13 protein-coding genes are annotated in these 18,438 nt (G+C 75.1%); 8 read left to right on the top strand and 5 right to left on the bottom strand.

Translation table 11 applies throughout. The features are described from left to right. The first annotated feature begins 81 nt into the window (after positions 1-81). Complete coding sequence (locus NP075_RS04995; protein WP_227564204.1) at positions 82-1,473, top strand: DNA recombination protein RmuC; 1,392 nt, start codon at positions 82-84, stop codon at positions 1,471-1,473. 18 nt (positions 1,474-1,491) lie between these two features. Here NP075_RS04995 and NP075_RS04990 read toward each other — a convergent pair whose 3' ends face one another. Next, entirely contained in the window at positions 1,492-2,553 is a 1,062-nt protein-coding gene (locus NP075_RS04990) for a 4-hydroxy-3-methylbut-2-enyl diphosphate reductase (protein ID WP_227564203.1), read from the bottom strand. A 289-nt stretch (positions 2,554-2,842) separates the two neighbouring features. Here NP075_RS04990 and xseA point away from each other — a divergent pair, with 289 nt between their 5' ends. The 4 genes from xseA (at position 2,843) to NP075_RS04970 (ending at position 6,141) form a co-directional block, all read left to right on the top strand. Continuing rightward, complete coding sequence (xseA, locus tag NP075_RS04985; protein WP_227564202.1) at positions 2,843-4,108, top strand: exodeoxyribonuclease VII large subunit; 1,266 nt, start codon at positions 2,843-2,845, stop codon at positions 4,106-4,108. 91 nt (positions 4,109-4,199) lie between these two features. Then, positions 4,200-4,517, top strand: coding sequence for an exodeoxyribonuclease VII small subunit (locus NP075_RS04980; protein ID WP_372456700.1), 318 nt, complete (start codon positions 4,200-4,202; stop codon positions 4,515-4,517). Beyond that, positions 4,514-5,470, top strand: a complete 957-nt coding sequence (locus NP075_RS04975) for a carbohydrate kinase family protein (protein WP_227564201.1) — start codon at positions 4,514-4,516, stop codon at positions 5,468-5,470. The genes NP075_RS04980 and NP075_RS04975 overlap by 4 nt, the downstream gene beginning before the upstream one ends. Beyond that, on the top strand, positions 5,467-6,141 hold the full coding sequence (locus NP075_RS04970) for a carbonic anhydrase (protein ID WP_227564200.1): 675 nt from the start codon (positions 5,467-5,469) through the stop codon (positions 6,139-6,141). The genes NP075_RS04975 and NP075_RS04970 overlap by 4 nt, the downstream gene beginning before the upstream one ends. A gap of 47 nt (positions 6,142-6,188) precedes the next feature. Here the strand turns inward: NP075_RS04970 and NP075_RS04965 are convergent, their stop codons facing one another. Genes NP075_RS04965 through NP075_RS04950 form a run of 4 tightly spaced genes read right to left on the bottom strand, consistent with a single transcriptional unit; the run spans position 6,189 to position 10,553 of the window. Further along, positions 6,189-7,454, bottom strand: a complete 1,266-nt coding sequence (locus NP075_RS04965) for an ABC transporter ATP-binding protein (protein ID WP_227564199.1) — start codon at positions 7,452-7,454, stop codon at positions 6,189-6,191. A 26-nt stretch (positions 7,455-7,480) separates the two neighbouring features. Next, positions 7,481-8,314, bottom strand: coding sequence for a carbohydrate ABC transporter permease (locus NP075_RS04960; protein ID WP_227564198.1), 834 nt, complete (start codon positions 8,312-8,314; stop codon positions 7,481-7,483). Further along, on the bottom strand, positions 8,311-9,273 hold the full coding sequence (locus NP075_RS04955) for a carbohydrate ABC transporter permease (RefSeq protein WP_227564197.1): 963 nt from the start codon (positions 9,271-9,273) through the stop codon (positions 8,311-8,313). Before NP075_RS04955 ends, NP075_RS04960 begins: the two co-directional genes overlap by 4 nt. Next, positions 9,270-10,553, bottom strand: coding sequence for an extracellular solute-binding protein (locus tag NP075_RS04950; RefSeq protein ID WP_227564196.1), 1,284 nt, complete (start codon positions 10,551-10,553; stop codon positions 9,270-9,272). The genes NP075_RS04955 and NP075_RS04950 overlap by 4 nt, the downstream gene beginning before the upstream one ends. Before the next feature lie 124 nt (positions 10,554-10,677). On the opposite strand from NP075_RS04950, the gene NP075_RS04945 reads away from it, so the two are divergent. The 3 genes from NP075_RS04945 to NP075_RS04935 all read left to right on the top strand — a co-directional run bounded on the left by NP075_RS04945 (position 10,678) and on the right by NP075_RS04935 (position 18,438). Then, positions 10,678-12,114, top strand: coding sequence for a class II fumarate hydratase (locus tag NP075_RS04945; RefSeq protein ID WP_227564195.1), 1,437 nt, complete (start codon positions 10,678-10,680; stop codon positions 12,112-12,114). Positions 12,115-12,310: 196 nt separating this feature from the next. Then, positions 12,311-15,652 carry an FtsX-like permease family protein gene (locus NP075_RS04940; protein WP_227564194.1) on the top strand — a complete coding sequence of 1,114 codons (3,342 nt, stop codon included), beginning with the start codon at positions 12,311-12,313 and terminating at the stop codon, positions 15,650-15,652. Beyond that, entirely contained in the window at positions 15,649-18,438 is a 2,790-nt protein-coding gene (locus NP075_RS04935) for an FtsX-like permease family protein (RefSeq protein ID WP_227564193.1), read from the top strand. Before NP075_RS04940 ends, NP075_RS04935 begins: the two co-directional genes overlap by 4 nt.

The raw sequence follows: 18,438 nt of genomic DNA, 5'->3' as shown, positions 1-18,438 counted from the left end.
CGGCCCCTCCGTCCGCAGACGGGTGTGCGGCGCACCGCGGGCCGCGGCGGCGATGTCGGTGGCGGCTGGCACGCTGCACGCATGGACCCCGACGCGACCCTGCGCACCGTGCCGCTGCTCCTGTGCGTCCTGCTCGTCGGCGCCGCGCTGGGCGGCCTCGTCGCGTGGGTGCTGGCCTCCTCCCGCGCCGCACGCGCCGCGGAGGAGCGGGTGCGGCTCGCGGAGGTCGACGCCGCACGCGCACGCGCGCACCTCGAGGCGGAGCGCGCCGGCACCGGCGACCGCTTCCGTGCCCTCGCGGACGAGGCGCTCGCGGCGACCAGCGAGCAGTTCCTCGCCCTGGCGCACCAGCGGCTCGCCGCCGAGCACCAGACGCAGGTGGGCGAGCTCGCGCAGCGCGAGCAGGCCGTGCGCGCGATGGTCGAGCCGCTGTCGCGCACGCTGGACCACGTGCGCTCCGAGCTGGTCGAGGCGGAACGCGCGCGCATCGAGGGCAACGCCGCGCTCGGCGAGCAGGTCCGCGCGATGCGCACGGCGTCCGAGCAGCTGCGCGGCGAGACGTCGCAGCTGGTCACCGCGCTGCGCTCGTCGCAGGTGCGCGGCAGGTGGGGCGAGGTCCAGCTGCGCCGGGTGGTCGAGGCCGCCGGCATGATCGCCCACGTCGACTTCGTCGAGCAGGAGCAGGTACGCACGGACGACGGCCTGCAGCGGCCCGACATGGTCGTGCGCCTCGCGGGCGGCAAGCAGGTGGTGGTCGACGCGAAGGTGGCCTTCCTCGGCTTCCTCGACGCGGCGCAGACGGACGACGAGACGGTCCGTGCCCAGCGGCTCGCGGCCCACGCGCGGCACGTGCGCAAGCACGTCGACGACCTCGCCTCCAAGCGCTACTGGGACCAGTTCGCCCCCGCGCCCGAGTTCGTCGTGATGTTCGTCCCCGCCGAGTCCTTCCTGCACGCGGCCGCGGAGCAGGACCCGACGCTCATCGAGTACGCGTTCGAGCGCGACGTCGTCATCGCGACGCCCGTCACCCTGCTCACGCTGCTGCGGACCGTCGCGTACGCGTGGCGGCAGGACGCGCTCGCCGCGAACGCGCAGCAGGTGCTCACCCTCGGCAAGGAGCTGCACGGGCGGCTCGCGACGATGGGCGGCCACCTGGCCAGGCTCGGGCGGTCGATCGACGCGGCGGCCGCTGCCTACAACCAGGCGGTCGGCTCGCTCGAGTCGCGCGTGCTGGTCAGCGCCCGCCGGTTCGCCGACCTGCACGTCGTCGACGGCGACCTGCCCACGCCGGCGCCCGCCGACCCGCGGCTGACGGCCCTGAGCGCACCGGAGCTGGTCGCGTCGGTGTCGGAGCAGGTCGTCGCGTTGGACGACCTGGCCCTCGGGAGCCGGACGGCCGAGCGTGACGCCCGCGCCCTCGCGGACGAGGCGGCGGCGCGGCCACGCCCCGACGCGGGCGCCTCGAGCGCGTGACGGGCCGCGGCCGGTGCCTCAGACGGGCTGGACGTCCAGGCGGCGGCGGCCGTCGGGACGCGGCCGGTCGGCCGGGGCGCCGGCGGCCTTGAGGTCGGCACGCAGCTCGCGCGGCAGGGAGAACATGAGGTCCTCCGTCGCGGTGCGGACCTCCTCGACGTCGGCGAAGCCGTGCACGGCGAGCAGCGCCAGGACGTCCGCCACGAGGATCTCCGGGACCGACGCGCCGGAGGTCACCCCGACGGTCGTCGCGCCCTCGAGCCACGCGGGGTCGATCTCCGCGGCCTTGTCGACCCGGTACGACGAGCGGGCGCCCGCGTCCAGCGCGACCTCGACCAGGCGCACCGAGTTCGACGAGTTGGCCGACCCCACGGTGATGACGACGTCGCAGGCCGGCGCGAGCTTCTTGACCGCGACCTGGCGGTTCTGCGTCGCGTAGCAGATGTCGTCGCTCGGCGGGTCCTGCAGGTGCGGGAACCGCTCGCGCAGGCGGCGGACCGTCTCCATGGTCTCGTCCACCGACAGCGTCGTCTGCGAGATCCACATGACCCGCTCCGGGTCGCGGACCTCGACGTGGTCCGCGTCGTCCGGCGAGTTCACGACCTGGATGTGCTCGGGGGCGTGCCCCTGCGTGCCCTCGACCTCCTCGTGGCCGTCGTGGCCGATGAGCAGGATGTCGAAGTCGTCCGCGGCGAACCGCACGGCCTCCTTGTGCACCTTGGTCACCAGGGGGCACGTCGCGTCGATCGTCTGCAGGTTGCGCGCCGCCGCGGAGGCCTTGACCGCCGGCGAGACGCCGTGCGCCGAGAACACGACGCGCGCACCCTCGGGCACCTGGTCCGTCTCGTCGACGAACACCGCGCCGCGCGCGGCGAGCGTGTCGACGACGTGGCGGTTGTGCACGATCTCCTTGCGGACGTACACCGGGGCGCCGTAGTGCTCGAGCGCCTTCTCGACGGCGACGACCGCGCGGTCGACGCCCGCGCAGTACCCGCGGGGCGCCGCGAGCAGGACACGCTTGCGCGTGGCGCGCAGGTCGTCCGCGTGCGCGTCGACGGGGTCCGGGGCAGCGTGGGTCACCCCGCCAGTCTAGGCCGGGGCCGACGCGCGGCCCGGTGGCGCAGCCCGCCGTCACCCGACCTCCACGACTCCCCCGCCCCCGACGACTCCCCCGCCCCACGACGCCCCGACCTCCACGACTCCACCCCCCTCCCCCGCCACCGGTGAGAGACCGGCCCGCGAGACCGGGCTCAGGTCGCTCATGGCACCGCGTGAGCGACCTGAGCCCGGTCTCGCGAGGACGGTGTCCCACGTACCGGGACGCGCACCCGTGGTCGGCGGTGTCGGGGGCGTGCGGCAGGCTGGGGGCGTGCAGGACGAGACGAGCGCACCCGCCCCACCGCCCGCGGCACCCCTGCCGCTGCCGCTCAAGGCCGCCGACACGACGCCCGAACGCCCGTGGCCCGTGCGGCACCTCGCGCCCAAGGTCGCGGACTACGTGGCGCGGATGCCGCCCGTGTGGGTCGAGGGGCAGGTGCTCAACGTGCGGCGGTGGAACTCGCTGCTGTTCCTCACGCTGCGCGACACGGACCTCGACATGTCGCTGTCGGTGACCCTGCCCGCGGTGGCGGCGATGAGTCTGGGCGACCGGTTCGCCGACGGTGCGCACGTCGTCGTGCACGCCCGCCCGCAGTACCAGGTGAAGAAGGGCACGCTCGGGTTCGCGGCGGACCGCGTCCGGCTCGTGGGGCTGGGCGAGCTGCTCGCCCGCATCGAGCACCTCAAGGGCGTGCTGGCGGCCGAGGGCCTGTTCGACGAGTCGCGCAAGCGACCCCTGCCGTTCCTGCCGGCCGTCGTCGGGCTGGTGTGCGCGCAGCAGGGCGACGCCGAGCACGACGTCGTGTCCAACGCGCGCGCCCGGTGGCCCGCCGTGCAGTTCGAGATCCGCCGGGTCACCGTGCAGGGCCCGAGCGCGGTGCCCGAGGTGGGCGCGGCCATCGCGGAGCTCGACGCCGACCCGCGCGTCGAGGTGGTCGTCGTGGCGCGCGGCGGCGGGTCGTTCGAGGACCTGCTGCCGTTCAGCAACGAGACCCTGGTGCGGGCCGCCGCCGCGTGCCGGACGCCGCTGGTCAGCGCGATCGGGCACCACATGGACACCCCGCTCCTCGACCTCGTGGCGGACCTGCGGGCGTCGACGCCGACGGACGCCGCCAAGCGCGTGGTGCCCGACGTCACGGAGGAGCGCGCGCGGATCGTCCAGGCGCGCAGCCGCACCCGGGCGGCGGTCACGCACCGGATCGCCCGCGAGCAGGCGACGCTGACGCACCTGCGGACGCGGCCGGTGATGGCGCGCCCCGAGACGATGGTCGGCCCGCACGAGGACGCGCTGCACCGGCAGACGGCCCGTGGGCGCGCGGTCCTCGACGCCGCCCTCGCGCAGGCCGCGACGGCCACGGCGCGCCTGGCCGGCCAGGTCCGTGCGCTGTCCCCCGCGGCGACGCTCGAGCGCGGGTACGCCGTCGTCCAGCGCGCCGACGGTGTCGTCGTGCGCAGCCCGCAGGACGTCACCGCGGGCGACCGGCTGCGCGTGCGCGTGGCGGCGGGCGAGCTCGCGGCCGACGTCGTCGGCACCTGACCGCCGCGCCCCGGCCGGCGCCGGGCTGCTCCGCCGTCCACGGACGGACGCCCGCACGCGACCCGTCGGTGCGGGCTGGTTGACTGTGCCCGTGGCACGAGGACACGACACGACGGCACCCGCCGAGGCGGGCGCACCGGCAGGCCCGACCCCTCCCGACCCCGCGACGCTGGGCTACGAGCAGGCGCGCGACGAGCTCGTCTCGATCGTGGCGCGGCTCGAGTCGGGTGCCGGCACGCTCGAGGAGTCGCTGGCGCTCTGGGAGCGGGGCGAGGCGCTCGCCGCGCGGTGCCAGCAGTGGCTCGACGGCGCGCGGGAACGGCTGACGGCAGCGCGCGGTGCGGCACCGGCCGGCGCCGCGGGCGACGACGCCTCCCGCGCGACGGACGTGGACGAGGAGGACCGGTGACCGGCAGCACGCAGGGACGCGCCCTGGTGGTCGGGGAGGCGCTGGTCGACGCCGTGCGGAGGCCCGACGGCTCGCGCGACGTCTTCCCCGGCGGCAGCCCGGCCAACGTGGCGCTCGGCCTGGCGCGGCTCGGACGCCGCGTGGACCTGCTCACCTGGCTCGCCGTCGACGCGTACGGCGACCTCGTGCGCCGCCACCTCGACGCGTCGGGCGTCCGGGTGCTGAGGGGCGACCGCACGCCGGCGACGACCCCCGTCGCCACCGCCCACCTCGACGCCCAGGGCGTCGCGACCTACGAGTTCGATCTCGAGTGGGACCTGCCGTCGTCGTGGGACGAGGACGACGAGGACGCACTCGTCGTCCACACGGGCTCGATCGCCACCGTCCTGCGCCCGGGCGGCGCCAAGGTCGCCGACCTGGTGGAGACCCGGCGCGCGGCCTCGACCATCACGTACGACCCGAACCTGCGCCCCGCGCTCATGGGCGACCCGGCGGACGTGCTGCCGGTCGTCGAGCGACTGGTCCGCGCGGCGGACGTCGTCAAGGTCAGCGACGAGGACCTGGCGTGGCTGCTGCCCGGTGTCGCCCCGGCGGAGATCGCCGAGGCGTGGAGCCGGTCGGGCCCCGCGCTGGTGGTCGTCACGCACGGCGGCGAGGGTGCGTTCGCGTGCACGTCGGCGGGCGCCCGACTGTCGGTGGCCGCACCCCGCGTCACCGTGGTCGACACCGTCGGCGCCGGTGACTCCTTCATGGGGGGCCTCGTCGACGGCCTGTGGTCGGCCGGGCTGCTGGGGGCCGCGCAGCGCCCCGCCCTGCACGACGTCGACGCCGGGACGGTCGAGCACCTGCTGACGCGCTGCGCCCGCATCGCCGCGATCACGGTGTCGCGGTCGGGCGCCAACCCGCCGTCGCTCGCCGAGCTCGACGCCGAGCCGACCGGAGCGGGCGCGTGAGCGCCGCGCAGGTCAGGCCGCGGACGCCCGCGCAGGCGTGGGCCGAGCTGTGCGCGGGCAACCAGCGGTTCGTCGAGGACCGCATGGAGCACCCGTCGCAGGGCTTCGACCGCCGTGCCGAGCTGAGCGTCGAGCAGCACCCGTTCGCGGTGGTGTTCGGGTGCTCCGACAGCCGCGTGGCGGCGGAGATCATCTTCGACCAGGGTCTGGGCGACCTGTTCGTCGTCCGGACCGCGGGCCACGTGCTCGACACGACCGTCATCGGCTCGATCGAGTACGGCGTCCGCGTGCTCGGCGCCCCGCTGGTCGTCGTCCTCGCGCACGACTCGTGCGGTGCCGTGGCGGCGACCGTCGAGGCGATGACCACGGGCAACGTCCCGCCCGGGTTCGTGCAGGCCGTCGTGGACCGGGTGATCCCGTCGATCGTGGGCCTGACCGCGTCCGGCCGCCCGCTCGACTCGTTCGACGCGGCGACGCTCGGGCACCAGCACGTGCTGCACACGGCGCGCCAGCTCCACGGGTACTCGGTGCTGCTGGCCGAGGACGTGGCCGCGGGTCGGTGCGCGGTCGTGGCGGTCGAGTACACGCTGGCGGACGGTCAGGCCCGGCTCACCCACGTCATCGGGGACATCGGCGCCGGCATGGGGGTCATCCCGCCGACGACGTCCTGACGGTCCGCCCGGCCGGGGTCGATCCGCTCGACCCCGGCCCGGACCCGTCAGGCGGCCGAGTCGCTGCGCTCCGCGCGCTTGCGTGCGCGCTCGGTGGTGCGACGACGCTCCTCGACGCTCTCCTCGTCGGACCGACGGGCCGACTCCTCGTCGTAGGTGAGGTTCTCGCCGGTCTCGGGGTCGAAGATCAGCAGCCGTGCCGGGTCGAACCACAGCTCGGCGGTGTCGCCGTCGCGGACCCGGGCCTCCGACCCGAGCGCCGCGACCAGCTGCGTCCGCATGCCCTCGCCGTCCAGGTCGCGGTCCAGCTCCTCGAGGGTCTTCTCCACCGAGGCGTGCGTCTCGAACGGCACGTACGCGTAGAGCTCCGCGCCCAGCCACTCGACGACGTCCACGTCGGCCCCGAACGTCACACCGCCCGCGCGGGTGTCGTCGTCGAGCATGGCCGCGTCCTCCAGGTGCTCCGGGCGCAGACCGACGATGACGACCCGGCGGTCGCCGATGCGGGCGCGCAGCTCGTCGGTCAGGGGGACCTCGGTCAGCGGCAGCCGCAGCACGTCACCGTCGACCTCCCCCGGCAGGAAGTTCATGGGCGGCGACCCGATGAACCCGGCCACGAAGAGGTTGACGGGCTGCTCGTACAGCGCCCGCGGGCTGGCGACCTGCTGCAGCACGCCCTTCTTCAGCACGGCCACCCGGTCGCCGAGCGTCATCGCCTCGGTCTGGTCGTGCGTGACGTAGAGGGTCGTGGTGCCGAGCCGGCGCTGCATCCGGGAGATCTCGGTGCGCATCTGCCCGCGCAGCTTGGCGTCGAGGTTCGACAGCGGCTCGTCGAAGAGGAACGCGCGCGCCTCGCGGACGATGGCCCGCCCCATCGCGACCCGCTGCCGCTGCCCGCCGGACAGGTTGGCGGGCTTGCGGTCGAGGTGCTCACGCAGCTCCAGGGTGTCGGCGGCGCGCTCGACCCGCTCGCGGACCTCCGCCTCCGAGAACTTGCCCTTGTCGAGCCGCAGCGGGAACGCGATGTTCTCGAACACGCTCAGGTGCGGGTACAGCGCGTAGTTCTGGAACACCATCGCCAGCTTGCGGTCCCGCGGCGCCTTGTCGTTGACCACGTCGCCGTCGATCGAGATCTCGCCGCCCGTGATGTCCTCGAGACCGACGACCATGCGCAGCAGGGTCGACTTCCCGCACCCCGACGGCCCGACGAGGATGACGAACTCCCCGTCGTCGATGTCCAGGCTGACGTCGTTCACGGCCGGGTACCCGTCGCCGTACTCCTTCACGACGTGGCTCAGCGTGATCGCTGCCATGACGCTCCTCCTCCTACGACGGCGGGTCAGCCCTTGACGGCGCCCTGGGTGAGCCCGGCGACGATCTGGCGCTGGAACAGCAGGACCAGCACGACGACGGGGATGGTGACGATGACCGCGGCGGCCGAGATGGCCCCCGTCGGCTCCTCGAACTGCGAGGCACCGGTGAAGAACGCCAACGCCGCCGGCACGGGCCGGGCACGCTCGGTGGACGTCAGCGAGATGCCGTAGACGAAGTCGTTCCACGCGAGGAAGAACGCGATGATCGCCGTGGTCGCCACGCCCGGTCCGGCGAGCGGCACGATGACCTTGCGGAACGCCTGGGCGGTCGTCGCGCCGTCGACCTGCGCGGCCTGCTCCATCTCCCAGGGGATCTCGCGGAAGAACGCCGTGAGGGTCCAGATCGACAGCGGCAGCGTGATCGACAGGTACGGGATGATCAGGCCGGGCCACGTGTCGAACAACCCGATCGCACGCCAGATGTTGAACAGCGGCGTGACGATCGAGATGACGGGGAACATCGACACCCCGAGCGCGAGGCCCAGCACCAGCGCCTTGCCGGGGAAGTCGAGGCGGGCGACCGCGTACGCGCACAGCGCCGCCAGCACGACCGCGATCCCGGTGGCGATGAGGCAGATGCCCACGGAGTTGCGCAGCGCCGGCAGGAACAGGTCGGACGCGTCACCGGTGAGGATGAGCTGGTAGTTCTGCCACGACACCGACGTGGGCAGGAACGACCCGTCGTCGAGGTCGGCCGGCGCCTTGAGCGACAGCGACACGATCCACGCCACCGGGAACAGGCAGTACAGGACGATCAGGATCCCGCCGACCCACCACCACGCCTTCGTCCGCCCGCTCATCGTCCCGCCCTCGTCGACGCCGCCAGGTTGACCTTGAAGCCCTTGACGAACACCAGCGCGATGAGCGCGACGCAGATCGTCAGCAGCACGGACACCGCCGAGCCGATGCCGATCTCCAGGCGCTGGATGGTCTGTCGGTAGGCCAGGAACGACACCGACTCGGTGCCGGCCGCGCCGTTCGTCATGATGAAGATGTTGTCGAAGATGCGGAAGGCGTCGAGGGCCCGGAACAGCAGCGCGACCATGATCGCGGCCTTCATGTTCGGGATCGTCACGCGGCGCATCCGCTGCCACCACGTGGCGCCGTCGACCTTCGCCGCCTCCTGCAGCTCGCCCGGGACCTGTGCGAGCCCCGACAGCAGCAGCAGCGAGATGAACGGCGTCGTCTTCCAGATCTCCGAGATGCAGATGACCGTGATCGCGGTGCCGAACGACGCGAACCAGTCCACGTCGTCGGGCACGAACGGCAGCCAGCTGTTGATGAACCCGCTGGTCAGGTCGAACATGAACCGGAACGCGAACGCCGAGACGACCGTGATGATCGCGTACGGGATGAGGATCGCCGTGCGCAGCGCGGGACGCAGGGTGCTCAGCGCGTTGTTCATCACCAGCGCCAGGGCGAACCCGAGGACGAGCTCGACGACCACGGTGACGACCGTGATGAGCACGGTCACCCACAGCGCCTGCCACCAGATCGGGTCGGACAGGATCAGCGCGTAGTTCTCCAGGCCGACGAAGCGCCGCGCGTCGGGGTTGGTGAGCTTGTAGCTGTACAGCGAGTCCCAGACGGCCTGCAGGATCGGGTACCCCACGACGGCGACGAGGACGAGGATCGCGGGCGCGCACAGCAGCAGCCCGAGCCGGGCCTCCTGGCGCGCCCGGTCCGACCGGCGCGGCTTGCGGGGACCGCCGGTGGCCGCGTCAGCCGCGGCCGGGACGGTGGTGGTCGCGGCGCTCACAGCAGTGCCCTCCCCTGCAGGACGTCGGTGATGAGCGTGTCGCCCGAGGCCGGGGTGGAGTCCGGGGAGACGCTGCGGGGCGAGTGCCACGTGCGCTGCACGCTCGTCGACACCTCGTTGTAGAACGGCGTCTGCGGCCGCGGCGCGGCGTTCTGCAGCGACTCACGGATGAGGTCGGCCATCGGGAAGGCCTCCTGCACCTCGGGGTCGTCGAACGCCACGAGGGACCCGGGCGGGTTGCCGTCCGACAGGTAGTACGCCGCCTGCTTCTCGGGCTGGACGATGCACTGCGCGGCCTCGAACGCCAGGTCGGGGTTCTCGCTGAACGCGCTGACGCCGAGCGTGACGCCCCCGATCGGCGGGCGGGACTCCTCGCCCTCGACCGCCTGCGGGTACAGCGCCCAGCCGTAGTCGTCGACGACCGACTGGTCGAGGCTGCCGGACTCGACGCCCGCGTTGGCGCGCTGCCAGACGAACGGCCAGTTGACCATGAAGCCCGCGGAGTCCCCCTCGAACATCGAGGCGTTGATGTCCTCGTCGGCGTTGGCGAGCTGCGGCCCCCCGACACCCGAGGCGGCGAGGTCCGAGATGATCTGCGCAGCGGTGCGGCCCGCGTCGCTGTCGAGGCTCGGGGTGACCGCCTGCGGGTCCTCCTCGTCGGGGTTGTCGAGGATGTGCCCGCCGGCGGACTCGACCAGCGCGTTGACCCACACGGTGAGCGACTCGGCGCGCGTGCCCTGGACCGCGACCGTGACGTCCTGCTGCTCGGCCGCGTCGATGATCTGGTCCCACGTGACCGGCTGCGACATGTCCAGGCCTGCGGCCTCGGCCACGGACTTGCGGTACCAGAGCAGCTGCGTGTTGGCCCAGAACGGCACGACGACGAGCTCGTCGCCGTACGTGGCGGCCGCGACGGCCCCCTCGGTCACGTCCTGCGTCACGGTCTGCGCCACGTCGTCCGGGATCTCGGCCAGGAAGCCCGCGTTGGAGAACTCCGGGACGAACGGCGGGTCGATGCTCATGAGGTCGATCGACGTGTCGTTGGCCGCGAGCCGCCGGACGAGCTGCTCGCGCTGGCCCGGGGCGTCGCGCGGCAGCAGGGCCACCTCGAGGCGGTACGCGCCGTCGGACTCGTCGCTGCACTCGGCGGCGATGCGCGCCTGCCCGCCGGAGTCGGGGTTGATGTACCACGTCAGCGTGGGTGGCCCGGCCTCGGTCGACGCGCAGGCGGCCAGCGGGGCCACCAGCGCCAGGGCGAGGAGGGCTGTGCGTCGTCGCACCGGGGTACCTGACCTCTCGCGTCGTCGGAAGGGTCGAACGGTGCTTCACATACGACTACGACCTGCAGCGTTCCGCCACCGGAAGCCTGCGCGACCCGACTCGCGGCGGTGGAAGGATGGGCGCATGACTGACACGAACGGTCCCGACGTCGCGGCCGGCACGGCCCAGCCCGAGTTCCGCATCGAGCACGACACGATGGGCGAGGTACGCGTGCCCGCGGCCGCCCTGTACCGCGCGCAGACGCAGCGCGCGGTCGAGAACTTCCCGATCTCCGGCAGCACCCTCGAGCGCGGCCACATCGAGGCGCTCGCCCGCATCAAGAAGGCCGCCGCGCTGGCCAACGCCGAGCTGGGCGTGCTGCCGCGGGACGTGGCCGATGCGATCGCCGCGGCCGCCGACGAGGTGGCCACGGGCGCCCACGACGGCGAGTTCCCCGTCGACGTGTACCAGACGGGCTCGGGGACGAGCTCGAACATGAACACCAACGAGGTCCTCGCGACGCTGGCCACGCGCCTGCTGGGCCGCGACGTGCACCCCAACGACCACGTCAACGCGTCGCAGTCGTCGAACGACGTGTTCCCGACGTCGGTCCACGTGGCGGCGACCGCCGGCGTCGTGCGCGACCTCGTCCCCGCCCTCGAGCACCTGGCCGCCACGCTGGAGGAGAAGGCGACCGCGTGGGCGCAGGTCGTGAAGTCCGGCCGCACGCACCTCATGGACGCCACCCCGGTGACCCTCGGCCAGGAGTTCGGCGGGTACGCCGCGGCCGTCCGCTACGGCGTCGAGCGGCTGCAGGCGGCCCTCCCCCGCGCGGCCGAGGTGCCGCTGGGCGGCACCGCCGTGGGCACGGGCATCAACACCCCCGCCGGGTTCCCGCAGCGGGTGATCGCGCTGCTCGTCGAGGACACGGGCCTGCCCCTGACGGAGGCGCGCGACCACTTCGAGGCGCAGTCCTCGCGCGACGGGCTCGTCGAGCTGTCGGGCGCGCTGCGCACCATCGCCGTCAGCCTCACCAAGATCTGCAACGACCTGCGCTGGATGGGCTCGGGCCCCAACACCGGTCTCGCGGAGATCGCGCTGCCCGACCTGCAGCCCGGCTCGTCGATCATGCCCGGCAAGGTCAACCCGGTCGTCCCCGAGGCCGTGCTCATGGTCTGCTCCCGCGTCGTCGGCAACGACGCGACCGTCGCGTGGGCGGGGGCCAGCGGCACGTTCGAGCTCAACGTGCAGATCCCCGTCATCGCGTCGGCCGTGCTCGAGTCCGTCCGGCTGCTCGCGAACGCCTCGCGCGTGCTGGCCGACCGGACGATCGCGGGCACGACCCCCAACGTCGAGCGCGCGCGGGAGCTGGCCGAGTCGTCGCCCTCGATCGTCACGCCGCTCAACCGCACGATCGGCTACGAGAACGCCGCGAAGATCGCCAAGCACGCCGTGCAGGCGGGGGTCACCATCCGCCAGGCCACGATCGACCTGGGCTTCGTCGAGCGCGGCGAGCTCACGCTCGAGCAGCTCGACGTGGCGCTGGACGTCCTGGCCATGACCCGCCCGCCGCGGGCCTGACCTGCCGCGTCGGCCCTCCGCGGTGCCCGGGTCCGCCCGGGCCCGGGCACCGTGCGGCTCGTCGAACTCGCCCGCCCGGCGACCCAACCTTTCCTGTCCCCCGAACGGGTGGACCACACCCTGTCACCTGCGCGTTCAGGACCCCTAGCATCACCGTGCGATCGCACGACTCGGCGGCGCGCGACGGGGAGGTGCGATGGGCTGGCGCTCGCAGGTGCTCCTAGGACGCCTGCGCGACCAGGCGGCCGTCCTGGCGACGGTCACCCTCGTCACCTTCGTCGCGACGACGCTCCTGGGGACGTTCGCCTTCCTCCTCGACGTGACCGGCCACGACGCGGTGGACGCCGCGCTGGACCGCCTGCCGGACTCCGCCGTGACCCTCGAGGCGAACATCCGGGTGCGGAACGACGACACGCAGGCGGCGGTCGCCGCGGCGGAGGCCACGTTCGCCGAGACGCTCGGCGACCTGCCGTCCGAACGGTCCCTGTGGCTCACGGGCCGCCTGTGGACGCTGCCGCGCGAGGACGCCCGACGTGCCCCACCGCTCGGGTACCCCGCGTCCAGCCCGCTGGTGCCGGGCCAGGCGGACCTGCTGTCGGGCGCGTGGCCGGACGCCGCACGCGACGACGCCGGCCGGCTGCAGGTCAACGTGCCCGACGTCGCGGCACAGAGGTACGGCTGGCCGCTCGGCACCGAGATCCCGGTGCGGACCCTCAGCGGCGGGACCCCGGACACGTGGGTGGTGGTGGGTACGCACCGGCTCACCGGCCCGGCGTCGTCGTGGTCGCGCGACGTGCTCGACGGCGCGGGCCACTCCGACGCGTTCCCGGTACCGGGCACCAGCGGCACCGTCGTCACCGACGCGTGGGGGCCGATGGTCGTCGCCCCCGAGGCGCTGCTCGGCCCCGACGTCACCGAGTCCGCACGTCTGCTCGTCACGCCGGACCTCGCCGGGGCACCGCGCGGTGCGCTCGCGGCCACGCGCGACGCCCTCGAGTCGGGCCAGGTCCGGCTCTCGCGCGCGCTGGGCGCCCTCGACATCAGCGGCTTCGTGCAGACGCGGCTCGACGCGACGATCGACGCCGCCTCCCGCGAGCAGACGGTCACGCAGGTCGGCGTCGTGGTCGTCGGGCTGCTGCTCGCGGTGCTCGCGACGACGGTCATGCTCCTGGCCGCCCGCCTGCTGAGCGAGCGCCGGGCGGCCGAGGGGGCGCTCGTCGCCGCCCGCGGTGCGTCGCCGGCGCAGCTACGCTCGCTCGCCGTCGTGGAGGCGGTCGTGGTCGCCGGCGTCACGGCAGCCGTGTCCCCCTGGGCGGCGCGTGCCCTGTTCGTGCACGTGGTCGACCGCGGCGGGCTCGCGGCGGCCGGCCTGACCACCCCGGAGGGCGTCCCGGCGGCCGTCGGGCTCGCGTGCGCCGCCGTGGCGGTCGTCCTGGCCGTCGCGCTGGTCGTCCCCGCCTGGCACACGAGCGGCTCGTCGAGCTCGGCCGCGCACGCCGGCCTCGTGCGGACCGGTGCCGACCTGGCGCTCGTCGCCCTCGCCGGCGTCGCCCTGTGGCAGCTGGTCGACTACGGCGCACCGCTCACGCCGGCGGCCGGCGGTCCGCGCCTCGACCCCGTGCTCGTCGCCGGCCCGGCGCTGGTCGTGCTCGGTGCCGCGGTCCTCGCGCTGCGGCTCGTCGGGCCGGTGGCACGGGTCGCCGACGTGCTCGCCCGCAGCAGCCGGACGCTGGTCGCACCGCTCGCGGCGTGGCAGGTCTCCCGGCGCACGTCCGCCGCCACCGGCACCACGCTGGTCGTCGTGCTCGCCGTCACCGCCGCGACGTTCTCCCACGCCTTCCACGCGACGTGGCGCACGTCGCAGCTCGAGCAGGTCGACCTCGCCCTGGGGGCCGACGCCCGCATCGACGACCTGCGCGGCGACCCGCTGACCTCGTCCGCCGACGTGCGCGCCGCACTCGCGGACGCACCGGCGGGCAGCCGCGCGCAGCCCGTCGTGGACCGGCAGGCGGTGGTCGGTGCGAACCTCGGCCCCGCGAGCGGCAGCAACGGGATCGACACGCGTCTGCTCGCGGTGGACGCCGGGGACACGGCCGCGCTGCGAGGCCGCTCGGAGCCGACGTGGTCCGCCCTGCTCGGCGGCCTCGTGGCCTCCGACGCACCCCGGGCCACGGGCGTCCGGTTGCCGGGCGACCCGCAGTGGCTCGTCGCGACGGTCACGCCCGGCACCGCACCCGCCGCGTCGGGCGCGGTGTACCTGCGCCTCGCCGTCGAGGACGACGCGGGCGTGCAGGCCTGGCTCGGCAGGCTCGACGTGCCCCTGGCGGGGCCCTCGTCCCTGGCGCTCGAGGTGCCGCGCTCGCTCGGGCCCCTGCGGGTCGTGGCCGTCTCCGCGGCCGTCCTGCTCGACGACGCACCGCCGGAGGTCCGGCTGGCCACGACGGGTCGGGACCGCGTCGGTCACGTCGGCCTCGCGCTGCACGACGTGCGCGTCGTCGACCGCGCCGAGGGTGTCACGTCGGCCCTCGTGGCCGAGCTCGTCGCGGACGCGCAGGGCACGCCGGTGGACCTGGGGAGCGCCGACTGGGCCCCCACCTCCCACCTCGGCAGCTCGTACACCGTCGTCGCGGGCAGGGACGCCACGACGCCGGACCCGGCGTCGCTGCCCGCCGACGCGCTCGTGCTCGACGCGACGTTCGACATGACGTCGATCGTCACCAGCAGCGGTCTCATGAGCGCCCAGACGTGGCCCGCGACCGGCCCGCTGCGCGCGGTGCTCACCCCCGGTCTGGCGGAGCGCGCCGGGCTCGACCCCGGCGACGGGTTCTGGCTCCGTGTCGAGAACACACCGGTCCCGGCCCGCGTCCACGACGTCGCGCCCTACCTGCCGGGCACGCCCCGGGGCCACGCGGTGCTCGTCGACCGCACGGCCCTGAGCCGCGCGGTGGCCGAGGCCGCGGGCAGCGACACGCTCGTCGACTCCTGGTGGGTCACGGCTCCGGACGCGGCGGCACCCGCCCTGGCGTCGGCCGTCGCCCTCTCCACCGACGCCGGCGCGACGGTGCGCGTCACGGAGCGCGAGTCGGCGGTCTCCGGCCCGCTGCGGGTGGCGGTGCCCGCCGCCCTGTCCCTCGTCACCGCCGCCGCGGGTGTCCTGCTGCTCGTCGGGCTCGGCGCGAGCGCGGCCGCCGCCGTCCGGTCCCGCCGGCTCGAGCTGGCCCGTCTGCAGGCCCTGGGCGCCGCCCGGCGGTCCCTCGTGGGCGGCCTCGTCGCCGAGCACGCGTTCCTGGTCGCGCTCGGCACCGGTGCCGGGCTCGTCATCGGCTACGGCCTCGCCAGGGCCGTCGCCCCGCTGCTCACCGTCTCGCCCGACGGTCTGCGCCCGGTCCCGAGCCCGCTGACCGTGTGGGACGACGGTGTCGTCCTCGCCCTGACCGGAGGGCTCGCGGTCGCCGGCTGCGCCCTCGTCGCCGTCCTCGCCGCGCTGCTCGTGCGCCGCGCCTCCGGGGCCCTGCTGCGGCTGGGGGACGACCGGTGAGCGACGTCCGGACGCGCCTGGAGGCGACCACCGGCGACGCGCTGCTCGTCACGCGCCGACGTGCCGCGCAGGACAGGGGCCTGCTCGTCGGCACCGCCGTGCTGCTGCTCGCCACGCTCGTCCTCACGCTCGCGGTGCCGCGGCTCGTGGAACGCACCGCCGACCTGGCCGTGCGCGAGACGATCCAGGCCGCCGGCCGGGACGCGGACCTCGTCACGCACCCCGTCATGGACCCGCTCACCCTGGAGCCTCCGGACCCCCGCGACGGCGGCTACGAGGCCGCGACGTGGCTGGAGAGCGCGCTGGGCGCGGACACGCACGAGCCCGTGGCGCAGGTCGTGGCCGCCGTCGGCGTCCTGAGCACCCCGGTCGGCGAGTTCGGTGCGAGCCTCGTCCACGTCGGGACCCCGGGGCAGGACGAGCCCGTCGTGCGGTGGGTCGCCGGCACCCCTCCCGTCCCCGTGCCGGCGGCGGAGCACATGGCGACCCGCCAGGACCACGACCTCGTCCGCCGGGTCGAGGTCGGGCTGAGCGCCGCGGCCGCCGCCGAGCTCGGCATCACGCTCGCCGACGGGCCGCTGACCGGTGAGCGCATCGGGCCGGGGCGCACCGACCACGTCGTGGTGACCGGGCTGTACGAGCCGGTCGACCCGCAGGCGGCGATCTGGCAGGAGCACGCCGGCCTGCTGGCCGCCGTGACCGCACGGCCCGGCATGCCGGTCCCGGTGCACGTGGCGGCCTACGTGCCGTACGAGAACGTCCCGGACATGCTGCACCTGACGGGCCGGCGCGCCGTCACGATCTCGGCCCGCGCGGCCGTCGACACCGAGGGCATGTCCGTCGCCGACGCGCACCGGCTCGTCGACCGGGTCGAGCAGCTCTCCGCGCAGACCGGGCGGCTGTCCACCCGGCTCCCCGAGGTCGTCACGGCGTTCGACACGCGCATGTCCGCGGCGCGCGCGCAGGCGTCCCTGGTGCTCACCGGCGTCGCGGCGACGGCGGCGCTGTGCCTCGTCCTGGCTGCGTCCCTGCTCGTGGGCCGCCGGCGCGAGCTCGTCGTGGCCGAGCGTGCCCGCGGCGCGTCGATCGCGTCCGTGGCGTTCCGCGGCCTGCTGGAGTCGGTCCCGGTCGTGGTCGTGGTGGCCGCGCTGGCGGCCGGGCTGGTCGGCTGGTGGCTGCCCGGCCACGCGAGCCCGGTCCTGCTCGCGGTCGTGGTCGTGCTCGTCGCCGCTCTCGCGCCGGCCGTGCTCGCGGCAGGCGTGGCCGCGTCCGCCACCAGCGGGCGGCGCACCCCGGCCGACAGGCGGGACCGCGCCGCGCAGCGCGCCCGCCTCGGTGCGCGCCGCCTCGTCGTCGAGGGCCTGGTCGTGGCGCTGGCGGTCGCGGCCGTCGTGTCCCTGACCGGTCGCGGCCTCCTGCCCCTGGCGTCCGGCGAGGTCGACCCGCTGCTGTCGGCCGCGCCCGTGCTGCTGGCCGCGGCCGCCGCGCTCGTCGTCGTGCGGGTGTCCCCCGCCGTCGTCCGGGCCGCAGGGCGCGGGGCCGTCCGCTCGCGCGGGCTGGCCGCCCCCCTGGCCGTCGCCCGTGCGCACGGCGCCACCACGGCCGTCGTCCCGCTGCTGGCCGTGACCGTCGCCGTCGCGCTCGTCGTGCTGTGCGGCACGCTCGTGCACAGCGTCCGCACGGGCCAGCAGGCGGCGGCGACGCAGCTCGTCGGTGCCCACGTGCGGATCGACGGGCCGCTCGGCACGTACGGCAGCGAGGACCTGGTGGACCGGCTCGCCGCGTCCGCCGGCGTCACGGCGTCGGCCACCGGCGCGCAGATCTCGAAGCGGTCGTTCGGTGAGAACACCTTCCTGAAGGCGACGCTGCTGGTCGTGGACGCCGCGGAGCTCGCCGAGGTGCGCCGCGCGGTCGGCCTGCCCGACCTCCCCGGGCTCGCGACGCTCGGTGAGCCGGGACCCGACGGGACCGTGCCCGCCCTGGTCGGTGCGGAGCTGCTGGAGCGGGCGCACCTCGACGGCACCGGGGTCGTCGTCGGCGCGGTCGACGCGGAGGTCCTGCTCGACGTCCGCGGGACGACCGACCTGCCGCCCGACCCGGGCGCACCCCGGCTCGACGCGCGCGCGGTGTCGACCGGCGGCGGCGGCGACAGCGCCGACGACGACGGCGTCGTCGTCGTGGACCGCCGGGTGCTCGCTGCCGTGGCCGACCAGCGCCCCTCCGTCGACCGCCTCTGGCTCGCCGGCCCGGGGGCCGTCGCCGCCGTCGAGGCCGCGGACATCGCTCCGCCCGCGACGTCGGGCCTGGTGGTGACGACCCGCGACGGCTGGCACCGCGCCTGGTCGCAGTCCCCGCTCCCGGAGGCGATGGTGGCGCTGCTCCTGTCCGCCGTCGGCGTGCTGGCCGCGCTGTCGGTGCTCGCGCTCGTGCTCGTCGTCGTCGCCACCGCCCGCGAGCGCGGGCGGACCCTGTCCGCGCTGCGCACGCTGGGCCTCGACGCGCGCACGGCGCGGTGGGCCACGCTCGGGGAGCTCGCACCGCTGGTGCTCGGCGGTCTGCTGGGCGGGGCCGGGATCGGGCTCGGCCTCCCGGCGCTCCTCGGCGGGGCCCTCGGGCTGCAGCAGCTGACGGCGGAGCCGGGCGCCGCCACGGTCGCGACGACGTGGTGGCCCGTCGCCGCCGCGGTCGCCGCGCTCGCCGTGGCGCTCGTGGTGGCCGTGCTGACGGAGCAGGCCGTGCGGCGGCGGGACAGGCTCGGCGAGGTGTTGCGGGTGGGTGAACGGTGA

Source organism: Cellulomonas wangsupingiae (genome assembly GCF_024508275.1).
Lineage (GTDB): Bacteria > Actinomycetota > Actinomycetes > Actinomycetales > Cellulomonadaceae > Cellulomonas > Cellulomonas wangsupingiae.
This window is presented reverse-complemented; position numbering and strand designations above follow the sequence as displayed.

Bases quoted from the DNA above. Each gene is read 5' to 3' on its own strand.
- NP075_RS04995 (WP_227564204.1), top strand. From the start codon at position 82: ATGGACCCCGACGCGACCCTGCGCACCGTGCCGCTGCTCCTGTGCGTC.
- NP075_RS04940 (WP_227564194.1), top strand. From the start codon at position 12,311: ATGGGCTGGCGCTCGCAGGTGCTCCTAGGACGCCTGCGCGACCAGGCG.
- NP075_RS04960 (WP_227564198.1), bottom strand. From the start codon at position 8,314: ATGAGCGGGCGGACGAAGGCGTGGTGGTGGGTCGGCGGGATCCTGATC.
- NP075_RS04965 (WP_227564199.1), bottom strand. From the start codon at position 7,454: ATGGCAGCGATCACGCTGAGCCACGTCGTGAAGGAGTACGGCGACGGG.
- NP075_RS04945 (WP_227564195.1), top strand. From the start codon at position 10,678: ATGACTGACACGAACGGTCCCGACGTCGCGGCCGGCACGGCCCAGCCC.